10 protein-coding genes are annotated in these 13,197 nt (G+C 65.4%); 4 read left to right on the top strand and 6 right to left on the bottom strand.

The features are described from left to right. Positions 1-34: 34 nt before the first annotated feature. The gene (locus tag AC1GI4_RS02290; RefSeq protein WP_479628388.1) at positions 35-907 is read right to left on the bottom strand and encodes a LysR family transcriptional regulator; all 873 of its coding nucleotides are present in this window, start codon (positions 905-907) and stop codon (positions 35-37) included. Positions 908-1,023: 116 nt separating this feature from the next. On the opposite strand from AC1GI4_RS02290, the gene AC1GI4_RS02285 reads away from it, so the two are divergent. Genes AC1GI4_RS02285 through AC1GI4_RS02270 form a run of 4 tightly spaced genes read left to right on the top strand, consistent with a single transcriptional unit; the run spans position 1,024 to position 5,695 of the window. Continuing rightward, the gene (locus AC1GI4_RS02285) at positions 1,024-3,081 is read left to right on the top strand and encodes a malate synthase G (RefSeq protein ID WP_479630332.1); all 2,058 of its coding nucleotides are present in this window, start codon (positions 1,024-1,026) and stop codon (positions 3,079-3,081) included. Continuing rightward, the gene (locus AC1GI4_RS02280) at positions 3,081-3,650 is read left to right on the top strand and encodes a gamma carbonic anhydrase family protein (RefSeq protein WP_479628387.1); all 570 of its coding nucleotides are present in this window, start codon (positions 3,081-3,083) and stop codon (positions 3,648-3,650) included. Before AC1GI4_RS02285 ends, AC1GI4_RS02280 begins: the two co-directional genes overlap by 1 nt. A 9-nt stretch (positions 3,651-3,659) precedes the next feature. Beyond that, positions 3,660-4,370: a response regulator gene (locus AC1GI4_RS02275; protein WP_294273808.1), complete on the top strand. Its 711-nt coding sequence runs from the start codon at positions 3,660-3,662 to the stop codon at positions 4,368-4,370. Beyond that, positions 4,367-5,695, top strand: a complete 1,329-nt coding sequence (locus AC1GI4_RS02270; RefSeq protein ID WP_479628386.1) for an ATP-binding protein — start codon at positions 4,367-4,369, stop codon at positions 5,693-5,695. The genes AC1GI4_RS02275 and AC1GI4_RS02270 overlap by 4 nt, the downstream gene beginning before the upstream one ends. Positions 5,696-6,015: 320 nt before the next feature. Here the strand turns inward: AC1GI4_RS02270 and AC1GI4_RS02265 are convergent, their stop codons facing one another. The 5 genes from AC1GI4_RS02265 to treY all read right to left on the bottom strand — a co-directional run bounded on the left by AC1GI4_RS02265 (position 6,016) and on the right by treY (position 13,192). Continuing rightward, positions 6,016-9,123 (bottom strand): response regulator, encoded by a 3,108-nt coding sequence (locus AC1GI4_RS02265; RefSeq protein WP_479628385.1) that lies wholly within the window; start codon positions 9,121-9,123, stop codon positions 6,016-6,018. Positions 9,124-9,211: 88 nt separating this feature from the next. Continuing rightward, positions 9,212-9,838 (bottom strand): retropepsin-like aspartic protease family protein, encoded by a 627-nt coding sequence (locus AC1GI4_RS02260; RefSeq protein WP_479628384.1) that lies wholly within the window; start codon positions 9,836-9,838, stop codon positions 9,212-9,214. A 100-nt stretch (positions 9,839-9,938) separates the two neighbouring features. Next, positions 9,939-10,127 carry a hypothetical protein gene (locus AC1GI4_RS02255; RefSeq protein WP_433910630.1) on the bottom strand — a complete coding sequence of 63 codons (189 nt, stop codon included), beginning with the start codon at positions 10,125-10,127 and terminating at the stop codon, positions 9,939-9,941. A gap of 105 nt (positions 10,128-10,232) precedes the next feature. Further along, positions 10,233-10,796: a DNA-3-methyladenine glycosylase gene (locus AC1GI4_RS02250; RefSeq protein WP_479628383.1), complete on the bottom strand. Its 564-nt coding sequence runs from the start codon at positions 10,794-10,796 to the stop codon at positions 10,233-10,235. Next, entirely contained in the window at positions 10,793-13,192 is a 2,400-nt protein-coding gene (gene treY, locus AC1GI4_RS02245) for a malto-oligosyltrehalose synthase (RefSeq protein ID WP_479628382.1), read from the bottom strand. The genes AC1GI4_RS02250 and treY overlap by 4 nt, the downstream gene beginning before the upstream one ends. Positions 13,193-13,197 lie beyond the last annotated feature (5 nt).

Genomic DNA, 13,197 nt, shown 5'->3' with positions numbered 1-13,197 from the left:
GGCCCGGCCGATGCACGGAAAAATGAACGAGCCGTCATCTCATCCAGGCGGCCCCGCGCCACGCGTCTCGCAAATGGTCGAGCAGCGCAGGGACCGCAGCGGGAGGAGCCGCCGATGCGTGAACGGCCCAGATGCCAACGGCGGCGGATCCCTCGTGATCGGGCAGCACTCTCACCAGCCGCTCGTCCGCCAGCGCATCGCCCACGTCCCAAAGCGAGCGCAGCGCCACCCCCGCGCCGCCGAGTACCAGTTCACGGACAACTTCGCTGGACTGGGTCTCGACCAGGCTCTTGCCGTTCACCGTCGCCCCCGTCAGTCGCCAGGGAAACTGGCCCTGCGCGGCGAGCAGCGCGTGGCTGGCCAGATCTTCAATCGTCCGGGGTATTCCCGCCTTCGCGAGATAGGCCGGGCTGGCGCAAAGGATGCGGCGATTGTCCGCCAGACGATGCGATCCCAGCCCCGCGGGGGGCGAGGCCGTGATCCGAACCGCCAGGTCGATCCCGCCGTCGATCACGTCCACGAAATCGTCGGTCAGGTCCAGCCGCAGCCGGATCGCCGGATAGCGGTCGAGAAAGGCAGGGAGATGGGGCGCAATCCACAGGCGACCGAAGGACGTCGGCGCGCTGACCCGAAGCGGGCCACCGGGCCCTTCGCCAATTTGCGTCACGCGCGCTTCGGCGGCGCGCAGCCCCGCGACCAGTGGCGCGACTTCGGCATGGAACGCCGCCCCTGCAGCGGTCGGCGCCAGACGCCGGGTGGTGCGGTGGAGCAGCCTTACCCGCAATCGGTTTTCCAGCCGCGCGATCCGCTTGGACACCATGGCCGGGGATAGTCGCCAGAGACGCGCCGCACCGGCCAGGCTCCCTTCGCGAACGATATCGACGAAGAGCGCAATATCGGGGTCCATTCGTTCCTCCGGCGATCGACAGCGCTTCGATTATGCCGACTACCGCAGCAAATGGCGATGCCCTATCCTGGCCGATATCGGGCAAGAGGAGAGTTTCCGTGCTTCAGCAAAGCCGCATGATCGACCGCCACGGCCTGTCCGTTGCTCCGGCGCTGGTCCGGTTTCTGGAGGAGCGCGCACTTCCCGGCAGTGGCGTCGCGCCCGATCGTTTCTGGGCGGGCATGGCCGGCCTCTTTGCCCGCTATGCCCCCGAGAACGAGGCGCTGCTGCGCCGTCGGGATGCTCTTCAGGCGCAGATCGACTCCTGGTATCGGCGGGGCGCCGCGCGCGATGGAGCGGCGCAGCGGGCATTCCTGACCGAGATCGGCTATCTGGTGCCGGAGCCCGCCCCCTTCACCATCGCACCGAAGGATGTGGACGAAGAGGTCGCGCTAAGGGCCGGGCCGCAGCTGGTCGTGCCGATGCTCAACGCACGTTTTCTGCTCAACGCGGCCAATGCGCGCTGGGGCAGCCTGTACGATGCGCTATACGGCAGCGACGCCATCGCGGCCCCGTCCGGGATTGGCGGTTATGACCCGGAGCGTGGTGCGGCCGTAATCCGTTGGGTCCGCGACTTTCTGGACAACGCGCTGCTGATCGCGGGCGGATGGGGCAGCGTCACCGATCTCGCCAGCGCCGTCGAACGGCTCGATGATCCGTCCTTGTTCCGGGGACGGAGCGACAAGGGATGGCTGTTTCGCCATCATGGCCTGCATATCGAGATCGTGGTCGATCCCGATCACCCGATCGGCCGCAACGATCCGGCGGGGATCGCCGATGTCGTGCTGGAGTCTGCGCTGACCACCATTTGCGACCTGGAGGACTCGGTCGCGGCGGTAGATGCGCAGGACAAGGTGGCAGGCTATGCCAATTGGCTGGGCCTGATCGACGGCACGCTTTCGGCGGAGATCGAGAAAGGCGGGCGCACGATCACCCGGACGCTTGCCGCCGATCGCCACTATCGCGATCCCGACGGGACGGGTTTTTCGCTGCCCGGACGCAGCCTGTTGTTCGTGCGCAATGTCGGTCATCTGATGACCACGCCCGCGCTTCGGCTGGCGGACGGCGGCGAAGCGCCCGAGGGTCTGCTGGACGCGATCGTCACCAGCCTGATCGCGATGCGACGGCCGGGTTCGATCTATATCGTGAAGCCCAAGATGCACGGGCCGGAGGAGGTCGCGTTCGCCGACCGCCTGTTCGACACGGTCGAGGATATGCTGGGACTGGTGCGGCATCGCATCAAGATCGGGGTGATGGACGAGGAACGGCGGACGTCCGCCAACCTGGCCGCCTGCATCCATGCCGTGAAGGACCGGATCGTCTTCATCAATACCGGCTTCCTCGACCGAACCGGCGACGAGATTCACACCGCGATGCTGGGTGGCCCGGTGGTTCGCAAGGCGGCGATGAAGGAATGCGACTGGATCGCCGCCTATGAGGATCGCAACGTCCAGATCGGCCTGGCCTGCGGCTTTGCCGGGCGCGCGCAGATCGGCAAGGGCATGTGGGCGGCCCCCGATCGGATGGCCGACATGCTGGCGCAAAAGGGCGCACATCCGTCGTCGGGCGCTTCGACCGCCTGGGTGCCCTCGCCGACCGCTGCGACATTGCACGCGACCCATTATCACCGGATCGATGTTGCTGCTCGACAGGCCGAGCGTTCCGCCGAGCCCGTCACAGCGCTGGAACGGCTGCTGACGCCCCCCATCGCACCAGCGCCCGATTGGACGCCGGAGGAGATCGCGGCGGAACTCGACAACAATGCGCAGGGGCTGCTCGGCTATGTCGTGCGGTGGATCGATCAGGGCGTGGGCTGTTCTAAGGTTCCCGACCTCCATGATATCGGCCTGATGGAGGACCGCGCGACGCTTCGTATCTCGTCGCAGCATATCGCCAACTGGTTGCATCATGGCGTCGTGTCGGCCGATCAGGTCGAAGCGGCACTGATCCGCATGGCGGCGAAGGTCGACGCGCAGAATGCCGATGATCCGCTCTATCGGCCCATGACGAAGGACGGTCTGGCCATGCAGGCCGCCCGCGCGCTGATCTTCGAAGGACTGGCGCAGCCCAATGGCTATACCGAGCCTTTGCTCCACCGCTATCGTGCGAAGGCCAAGTCGGAGGAGAAGGCCTGATGCCGCTTTACGCGCTGGAGGATCGGCGGCCGGTCGTTCACGACACCGCCTGGATTTCGCCCTCGGCAGATGTGATCGGCGAAGCGGTTCTGGGCGAACAGGTCAGCCTGTGGTTCGGGGCGGTCGTTCGCGCCGACAACGGGCCGGTGCATATCGGTGCGCGAACGAATGTTCAGGACGGAGCGGTGCTGCATTCCGACCCCGGCAGTCCGTTGACCGTAGGGGCGGACTGTACGATCGGCCACCGTGCGATCCTGCATGGCTGTACGGTTGGCGACGGGTGCCTGATCGGCATGGGGGCGATCGTGCTCAACGATGCCGTGATCGGGGCGGGGTCGCTGGTCGGCGCGGGCGCGTTGGTGACGGAGGGCAAGGTCTTTCCACCGGGCAGCCTGATCGTCGGTGCGCCCGCTCGGGCCGTCAGAACGCTGGAGCCCGGCCAGATCGAGCGCCTGCTTGCGTCCGCCACCGGCTATGCCGAGCGCGCCGGGCGCTATGCCGCAGGACTGACGCGGCTGGACGATTCGGAAGCCGGCGCAAACGTTGACGCGCCGACGCGACCTGCCTAGCCAAAGGGGGTGACCCCGCCCACCATCCTGATCGTCGAGGACGATCCCGCCCTTCGTACCCTGACCGCTCGCGCGCTTCAGGAAAATGGTTTCGCCGTGAAGCTGGCCAATGCCGCCCCGGAGATGTGGCAGGCGCTGGAGGTCGGGCAGATCGACCTGATCCTGCTCGACATCATGCTGCCCGGCACCAGCGGCATCGACCTGTGCCGCCAGGTTCGCCAGAAGAGTTCGGTCCCGATCATCTTCATCAGTGCCAAGGGTAGCGAGGTCGACCGCGTCGTCGGACTGGAACTGGGCGCCGACGACTATCTCGCCAAGCCGTTCGGCACGCGCGAGCTGGTTGCGCGCATCCGCGCCGTCCTGCGTCGCGGCGGCCTGGAGAATACGCCGGGCGAGCGTGAGGCCGGAATCCTGGGTTTCGACGGTTGGACTGCGAACCTGCCTCGCCGCGAGCTGATGTCGCCCTCAGGCGCGCAGGTCGAGCTGACGGGGGCGGAGTTCGACCTGCTTGTCGCCTTTCTCGACAATGCGCAGCGTGTCGTCGCGCGTGAGCGTCTGATCGAGCTGTCGCGGGCGCGGATCGGGGACAGCTCGGATCGCAGCATCGACGTGCTGGTCAGCCGCCTGCGCCGCAAGCTGTCCGGGGCAGGCGGGGCCGCGCCGATCGTCACGGTGCGCGGCGTCGGCTACATGCTGAACGTGCCGGTGGAACGACGGTGATCCGCCCCTCGGTCGGCCTGCTCGGCCGGATCGTCGCGATCCTGCTGCTGGCGGTCACGATCGAGTTCGCGATTTCGACCTATCTCTACGAGCGGGCCAGCCATGTCTCGGTACGGGACGACGAAGCGCGGCGTCTCGCCGAGCATCTGATTGTCGCGCGCCGCGTCCTCAATGAACGCCCTCCGGTGGAGCGACCCGAGGTGGCAGAGGAACTGACCACCGACCGCTACATCGTCAGCTGGTCACCCTTCGCGCCGCCTCGCCCGACCATCGCCCCCGCCATGGACAGCATGCAGCGCCAGATCGTCGATTGGGAGCCGTCGCTGGCGGCGACGGATATTCATCTGCGGCTGACCTCGCCGGGACGTACGTCGGTCGTCTCGGGTGACTTGCGGCTCGACGATGGATCGCTGCTCAGCTTTCGGATGCGCGAGGGCGTCCGAACCCTCGACCTGGCGCTCGGGCGCGTGCTGCTGGCACTGATCCCCGCCATCGCCTTGATGCTGCTGAGCGGTGCGATGATCGGCCGCATCCTCCACCCGCTGCGGACGCTGGCACGCGCCGCCGACAAGTTGGGTCGGGGGCCGGGCGGGCAGGGAGCCACGCTGATTGTACCGGAGCGGGGCCCGGGAGAGGTTCGCCATGTCACCCGTGCCTTCAACCGGATGCAGGCCCGGATCGGGCGGCTGATCGACGAGCGCACCCGCGCGCTGGCCGCCGTGGGCCATGATCTGCGCACGCCGCTCGCCCGTTTGCGCCTGCGCGCGGATGCGATCCGCGATGACGACGTTCGCGAGCCGATCGGGACGGATATCGAGGAGATGGAGGCGATGGTCTCCTCGCTCATGGCCTTTCTGGGCGGCGAGGGCGATGTCGAGCAGCCCGAGTTGACCGATCTCGCGATCCTGTGTGCCAATCTGGCCGACGACGCCGTCGATCATGGTCGCGACGTCCGCTATGAGGGGCCGGATCATTTCGACTGTCGCCTGCGCCGCTTCGGCATGAAGCGGGCGCTGACCAACCTGGTCGAGAATGCGCTGCATTACGGGGAACATGCGATCATTACCCTGCAGGCCGATCCCGGTGACGACGTGCGTATCCGCGTCGAAGATGACGGGCCCGGCATCCCCGACGAATCGCTGGAATTGGTGCTGGAGCCGTTCGTACGGCTCGATACCGCAAGGCGGCGGGACACCGTGGGCTTCGGCCTGGGGCTGTCGATCGTCGCGCGAGTCGTTGCGGCGGAGGGAGGGCAGCTGACGCTCGCCAACCGGCCACAAGGGGGTCTGTGCGCCGAAATTCGCCTTCCTCATTGTCGGACATGATTTGTCACGCACTCGCTGCACGGCAGCAAAAATGGGTGCGTATATCCTGATCGCAGAGGACGAGATGCCCAACGTGATACGTCGGGCCGTCACCCCTCTGACGAGTTTAGGCAATATCAGTCGGGAGAATGACCGATGACGATGGAGTTCGATTTGACCGCACTGGAATTGCAGGGTGCCCTGCTGGTGCTCGCGGTAATCATCACCTTCGCCGCGATCGAGGGCTGGAAGGCCCGCTAACCCGCTTTACAGGTTTCGCAACGGCTCCTCTGCTGTCCCCTCCGGCATGGGCCCGACCGGAATGGAGCAGGCGGCTCGGCTCAGCGCCGTGTCGCCTGCTCTACGATTTCCAATCGGCCGCTGATCGCGCCGATCAACTGGCTTGCCGAATAGGGCTTGGTCAATAGCGCGGCATCCATGTTGGCCGCTTGCGCCGCCATGCCGCCATCGCCGGTCGCAAAGATGATCGACAGGTTCGGCCGCAACTGCCGCGCCCGACCCGCCAGTTCGACGCCCGACTCGCCCGGCAGGTTGAGGTCGGTCACCAGCACATCGATCTGCGCCGTTTGCAGCGCGGTCATCGCCTCTTCCGCCGTCACGGCATGGACCACCACGAACCCTGCATCCTGCAGCGTTTCGGCGGTGTTCGCACGGATCAGGTCATCGTCTTCGACCAGCAGGATCGTGCGTCCATCGTGCAGCGGTTGCCCCATCGTTTCCACCCCTGCGGAGGGCACTTCCCGCGACGGGGTCTCGCTCTTGGGCATCTGGCGTTGCCGCTGGTTGGCAAGCACATGGCGGAACTTCCGGGCCAGCGCTTCCCGCGTATAGGGTTTGGACAGCAGCTCGACACCCTTGTCCAGCCGCCCGCCATGGACGATCGAATTCTCGGTATAGCCCGAGGTGAAGAGGACGGCGATGTCGGGGAGCCGTTCACGGGCCTTGCGGGCCAGTTCCGGACTCTTCAGCGTGCCCGGCATGACGACGTCGGTGAACAGGATATCGATCGGAATACCGCTTTCGATAACGCTGAGTGCGCTTTGCGCATCGACCGCCTTCAGGACCCGGTAACCCAGGTCGGACAGCAGCTCGACGACGGTGGCGCGGACTTCCGCATCGTCCTCTACGACCAGCACCGTCTCGGTGCCGCCGGTGATCGGGCCGGTATCGACCGCGACCTCGACATCCTCCGCTTCCATGGCGCGGGGGAGATAAAGCTTGATCGTGGTGCCGTGGCCGACCTCGGAATAGATCTTCACATGGCCGCCAGACTGTTTGACGAAACCATAGACCATCGACAGGCCGAGGCCCGATCCCTTGCCCTCACTCTTGGTCGAGAAGAAGGGCTCGAAGACTTTGTGGATGATGTCGTCCGACATGCCGCTGCCGGTGTCGGACACGGCCAGCATGACATATTGGCCCGGTGTCACCTCGTCATGGGTGCGGGCATAATTGTCGTCGAGATGCGCGTTGCCGAGTTCGATGGTCAGCTTGCCCTGGCCATCCATCGCATCGCGGGCGTTGATCGCCAGGTTCAGCAGCGCATTCTCGATCTGCGCGGGGTCGATGAAGGTGTTCCAGAGACCACCGCCCACAATCGTCTCGATTTCCACGCCTTCACCGATCGCGCGGCGAAGCATGTCGTCCATGCCCTGGACGAAGCGGGTGACGTTGACGACCTTGGGCTCCAGCGCCTGACGCCGCCCGAAGGCGAGCAGCTGCGAGGCGAGCTTCGACCCGCGCGAGACGCCCGCCATCGCATTGGCGACGCGCTGTTCGGCGCGCTGGTTGCCCGCGACATCCTTGCCCAGCAATTGCAGATTGCCCGACACGACCTGAAGCAGATTGTTGAAATCGTGTGCGACGCCGCCGGTCAGCTTGCCGATCGTCTCCATCTTCTGCGCCTGGGCGAGCTTCATCTCGGCCTGACGGCGTTCGGCAATCTCTTCGATGACGCGGGTTTCCAGCGTCTCGTTCAGCTGGCGAAGCTGCGCTTCGGCGCGCTCCCGGTGATGGACCTGGCGTGCGAGCAGGGTCGCCTGATCGCGCAGTGCCTGCTCGGCGGCCCGCTGCTCGGTGATGTCCGTATGGACGCCGACCCATTCGATCAGCCCGCCATCCGCTCCGATGATCGGCAACGCGCGGATGGCGAATGTGCGCCACTCGCCGTCGTGGCGGCGGACCCGGTGTTCGTGGACGAACATGCCCTTGGCCGCGACGGCTTCGTTCCATGCCACGACCGACGCGGCGGCATCATCGGGGTGGACCGCGTTCGACCAGCCGAAACCCTGATATTCGTCATACGTCTGGCCGGTGATCGCGGCCCAGCCCGGCTGCTCACCGATCATCCGCCCATCGGCGCTGTTGGTCCACAGGACGCCGTGCACCGCATCCATCGCGGCGCGGAACCGGCGGTTACTGCGTTCGATCGCCTCGGCATGGCGCGAGCGTTCGTCGACGTCGAAGACCAGGATGTGGAAGCCCACGACTTCGCCATCATCGCCGCGCCGTGGAATATAGCGGGTTTCCGCCCGACGACGGCTGCCATCGCGGTGGTGCATGTGCACGTCCGCGACGATCGTTTCCCCGGCCAGCGCGCGTTCGATAAGCGGACGACGCTCGGCATAATCGTCGGCGGTCAGGACATCGCTGATCCGCTGGCCAAGCATCCCGTCGGGATCGACGCCCAGGAACTCGCGGTAATAGTCGTTGGCGAAGCAGTACCGTTCTTCGCGATCGACCAGTGCGACGAGGACTGGCAGCGAGTCCGTGATGACGCGAAGCTCGGCCTCGCTTTCCGCCAGCCGCCGCTCCGCCGCGACCCGGCCTGTATTTTCGACGACGGTGCACATCACGCCGCCGACCTTGCCGCATTCGAGATAGACGGGCGTGTAATAGAGGTCGAACACGACCTCCTCCGGCACGCCCGCGCGCGTGACGATCAGCTTCTGGTCGCGATACGCGATGTCCTCACCGCCAAAGCCTCGTTCAAGGATGTCGCGGTTCCAGTCCCAGATCTCGGGCCATACCTGCGGCACCAATCCGCCGAACGCCTCCGGATGGCGAGGTCCGGCAATGCTGCGATAGGCATCGTTATAGATCATGACATGGTCGGGACCCCACATCAGGACCTTGGCGATCGGCGAATGGACGATGTTGGCGACGGTGGTGCGCAACACGCCTGGCCAGCGGCCGATCACGCCCAGCGGGCTTGCCGACCAGTCCGTGTCGCGGACCCTTTGCCCGCACTCACCCCCGCCGATCAGCCAGGTGCCGACGTCCGACACCGGGCCATCGGCACGCATACGCTCGACCGCTGCCATCAGCAGCGCCTGGTCGTCGGGAAAGTCGCCCGCATCCACGGCGTCGGCGATATATCGGTCGAGCTGCGGCGGAAGCGACAGCGTTCGCGACAAGGGAGTCTTCATGGGTTGACGCATGAGTAAGCTATACCGTCAAGTCAATCGGCGACGAGGCCGATCACGTTGATTTGCGTCGATTTGTCTATCCGAGGTGTCATGACCGCTCGGTTAATGATTGGGGATGGTGCGGTTCCAGGATCAGCGTCGAGCCTTCGACCCGCCAGCTCTTGAGGCGTGACAGGAAGTTCATGCCCAGCACGTCGGTTTCGCCGAAAGCGGGCGACACGACGACGGGCACCTTGTCCGCACGAATGGTCCCGATGCGCAGCGAATCGACCCGTGCGGTCTGGGCGCGGATCATGCCATTGGCGGTGTTAAGCACGACCGGAAAGGCCGGGACCGATGGTTGGAGCCCCGCTGCGCGCGCCGTCTCGGTCGACAGCGCCGTCAAGGTCGCTCCGCTATCGACCAGCATCCGGCGATTGACGCCGTTGACCGTCACCCGTGCCCAGAAATGTCCGTCCGGCGCCATGCGGATGCGAACCGTATCGCCGACGACGCTCTGATCCTGCAGGTTGAGGACCTGCATCGCGCGTTGGATATAAGGATCGAACTCCTGCCGCTGCTGCACCAGGACGAACAACAGGCCGCCGAGCAGCAGCCAGGTGAAAAGGCTGATCGCGACCCTGAGCACGGGCACACGCCGAGCGATGATCCCCGCCAATACAATGGCAAAGACAATCGCTAACAGGGGTAGGGGGACGCCCAGATCGGCAAACATCGCGGTTCCATTCCTTCGTTCCGCCCATAGATGGGACGGACGAAGGTCGGCAGATAGGGGCGTCCGCCTTTATCGTTGCTGACTGCGCAGGATCGGCGGATCAGCCCTGGTCCGGCATTCCCACCTCGGATGCGCTGAACCGACGACCGCCATACCAGCGGCGGAAACTTCCATCGGGCTGGCGGAAATAGCGCGAGCCCTGATGAAGAATTGGCGAACCCAAGGACCGATAGGCTGCCCAGATTCCATAGACCATGGCAACCAACGCCAGGACCTTGATCCACTCCATCGACTCGCCCTTTTTTATGTTATGACCAGAGGCTCGCTGTTGTTATGGTGAAGATCAAGTAAATACGTCGCTGCGTTGCAGTAGGATCATGCTGCAATGCCATATTTAAAAATTGATCGGGCGGCTCAGCCATGGCGAGTCCTTCCACCCGAAACGACGCGGGCGTTCGGCCGCTTTGGTGATCCCGATACGTGGCCCTACGGCCACCGGCACACCTGTCGGGGCGCCGATCAACGCGAATGGCGGAGCGGTCAGTGGAGCACCGTCCAGCCCCAGACCGATATCGAGCGCCGCGCAAAGTTTGCCCGGTCCCGAACAGAGGTGTTCCAGCGAACGCGCCGCACCCCGTCGCCCATGCATGGCGTCGATGCCGTGGACGGGCTTGAGCGCGCGGATCAGGACCGCACTTCCCGGGGCCCCGCACACGACGTTCAGACAGTGATGCAATCCGTAGATGCGATAGACATAGGCATGGCCGACCGCCCCGAACATTGCCCCGTTTCGCGTGGTTCGCCCCGCAAAGCTGTGCGAGGCGGGGTCGGCGGCGTCATAGGCCTCCGTCTCGACGATGACACCGCCCACGCCATCGACCGTCAGCGTGACGCCGATCAGCGCGCGGGCGACCTCGTCTACGTCACGCTGATAGAAGGGTAGGGGAAGCGGCCTCATCCCCCCTGGGTGCGCAACGCATACCAGACGGGGCCGTCCTTCAGCAGCGTGTCCATGCGGAAGGTGTCCCCGTCCCAAGCGGCGGCGGTATCCCGCCAGTCGATGACGCCACGCTCATCCATCAACGGCTCCAGCCGCAGGCCGAAGACGCACGTCAGAACCGCATCGCCCTGCCGCCGTTGAAAGGCGATCACCCGGTCCCGCGCATGGCCGGTCACGGCGAGCGGGTGGTAGGTGCCGTGGGTGAACATATCCGGGTGACGTCGCCGCATATCCAGCAAGTCGGCGATCAGCATCTGCTTCGATACCTGGCCCTGCGCCAGGGCCGCTTCCCGCGCGGCATAATCGACGGGACGGCGATTGTCGGGGTCGACGAGGCTCAGATCGGCAAACTCGGTCCCCTGATAGCAGTCGGGAACGCCCGGGACGGTATAGCGCAGCGCGACCTGAACCAGCGAATTGGCGTGGGCGGCAGGCCCGATGCGACGGAGCAGCGCGGCCATGCCCTCGCGAAAAACCGCGCCCTCGTCGCCATCGATCAACACCTGCGCAAAGTGATTGCAGCGGGCCTCATAATCGGTGTCGGGCGCTTCCCAGGACGAGCGCCGCTTGGCCTCGCGCAACGCCTTTTCCTGCCACGCCGCAATGCGCTCTGCGAAATCGCCCAGGTCGTCCGGTTCGGGCCAGGCGCCGACCAGCGTCTGGATCAGCATATACCAGTCCGCCGGATCGATACCCTCCGCGAGATCGAGAGTCTGGGTCCGCCATGCCTCGACCTGACGCCGCCAATCTTCCGGCATGGCACTGAGGACCGCCAGACGCGCCCGGACGTCCTCGCCACGCTTGTGGTCATGGGTGGCGGTGGTCAGCATGGCGAGCGGGAAACGCTCCGCCCGACCCCGCATCCGCTCATGGAAGGCGGCGATCGACAGGCTCAACCGCCCCGCATCGAAACCGACATCGTTTCGCGACAGCAAAGTGGCATGGCGATAAAAGGCGGTATCCTCCACCGCCTTGGCGGCGATGGGTGCCGAAAGTTGCTGAAACCGTCGGACGGCCTCTTTTTGACGTTCCCGCTCACCGGGGCCAGCGCCCGCCAGCCAGTCGAGGATCTGGTCGACGACGAACGCCTCGCCCGGCGGCAAGTGTGGGTCCACCCGCTTGCGCGCGATCTTTCGAATGGCGGCATCGGACGCCGGTGCGTCGGGGCCATAGGTTCGATAAACGGGAAATACCCACAACAGCCGTTCGATCGCCCGGCGCAGCATCGGGGTGGTGATCGCTCCATCGAGTTCCGACGTTGAGGCGGTCAGCGATGCGAAGGCCGCCACGCATTGGTCCAGCTGCCCGGCGAACTGCCATGCGAGCAGGTCCTGACGTGCCTGAAGCTCCTCGGGCGCGAACTGGTCCGAACGCCCGCTCTGGTGCGCCCAAAGCTCTGCCAGCGGCCGCGTACCCTCGGGCGCATGGAGCAGGGCGGAGACCTCCTCCATGAAGTCATAGCCGCTGGTGCCGTCCACGCCCCAATCGTCGCCCATAGGCTCTTCGGCGGCGAGGATCTTTTCGACGACGATATAGGCGTGGTTCCCATCGTCGCGGGCGATCGCGTCGAAGCGGGCCCGCAACTTGCGGCAATAGCCGATCGGATCGGTCAGCCCGTCGACATGGTCGATTCGCACGCCATCGATCAACCCTTCCTCATAGAGGCGGAAGTAAAGGGCATGCGTCTCCTCGAAGACCTGATCGTCCTCGACGCGCAAGCCCGCCAGATCGTTGATCGTGAAGAACCGCCGCCAGTTGAGTTCATCATTCGACACCCGCCATGACGCCAGGCGATAATGCTGGCGGTCGACAAGTGCGGCGATCTCCTGCGTCTCGGCATCGTCCTGATCCTCGTCGCGGATGGGCAGACGATGTTCGCCATACGCCACGATCTCCGCGCGACCATCCCGGTGTTCGACGGCGATCTGTCCCTCCGCCAGCACCTTGCGCAGGGGATCGCCCAGGATCGGCAGGACCAGCTTTCGCGACCAGTCGATGTCGAAGAAGCGTGCGAAGTGGCTCGCCTCGCCGTGCGTCAGCACGTCGTTCCACCAGCGATTGCCGCCGCCCGCGACCCCCATGTGGTTGGGTACGATGTCGATGATGACACCCATGCCGCGCGCCCTGGCGGCCTCGGCCAAAGACCGGAACGCCTTGTCGCCGCCGAGTTCCGGATTGATCCGCGTCGGATCGATCACGTCATAGCCGTGCATCGACCCTGCTGCGGCGGTGGTGATCGGCGAGGCATAGACATGGCTGATCCCCAATCGGTCGAGATAGGGCAACAACGCCTCCGCCCGGGCGAAGGGGAAGTCCTTATGAAACTGAAAGCGATAGGTGGCGCGCGGCGTCATGGGCG

The sequence above is a fragment of the Sphingomonas sp. 77B genome, from assembly GCF_056497825.1.
Note: the sequence above shows the minus strand (reverse complement) of the source record. Positions and strands in the feature narration are given on the sequence as shown.

What these genes read in the sequence shown, in the direction of transcription:
- AC1GI4_RS02290 (WP_479628388.1), bottom strand. Translation starts at nt 907, where the DNA reads ATGGACCCCGATATTGCGCTCTTCGTCGATATCGTTCGCGAAGGGAGC.
- AC1GI4_RS02285 (WP_479630332.1), top strand. Translation starts at nt 1,024, where the DNA reads ATGATCGACCGCCACGGCCTGTCCGTTGCTCCGGCGCTGGTCCGGTTT.
- AC1GI4_RS02260 (WP_479628384.1), bottom strand. Translation starts at nt 9,838, where the DNA reads ATGTTTGCCGATCTGGGCGTCCCCCTACCCCTGTTAGCGATTGTCTTT.
- AC1GI4_RS02255 (WP_433910630.1), bottom strand. Translation starts at nt 10,127, where the DNA reads ATGGAGTGGATCAAGGTCCTGGCGTTGGTTGCCATGGTCTATGGAATC.
- AC1GI4_RS02250 (WP_479628383.1), bottom strand. Translation starts at nt 10,796, where the DNA reads ATGAGGCCGCTTCCCCTACCCTTCTATCAGCGTGACGTAGACGAGGTC.
- AC1GI4_RS02280 (WP_479628387.1), top strand. Translation starts at nt 3,081, where the DNA reads ATGCCGCTTTACGCGCTGGAGGATCGGCGGCCGGTCGTTCACGACACC.
- treY (WP_479628382.1), bottom strand. Translation starts at nt 13,192, where the DNA reads ATGACGCCGCGCGCCACCTATCGCTTTCAGTTTCATAAGGACTTCCCC.
- AC1GI4_RS02265 (WP_479628385.1), bottom strand. Translation starts at nt 9,123, where the DNA reads ATGAAGACTCCCTTGTCGCGAACGCTGTCGCTTCCGCCGCAGCTCGAC.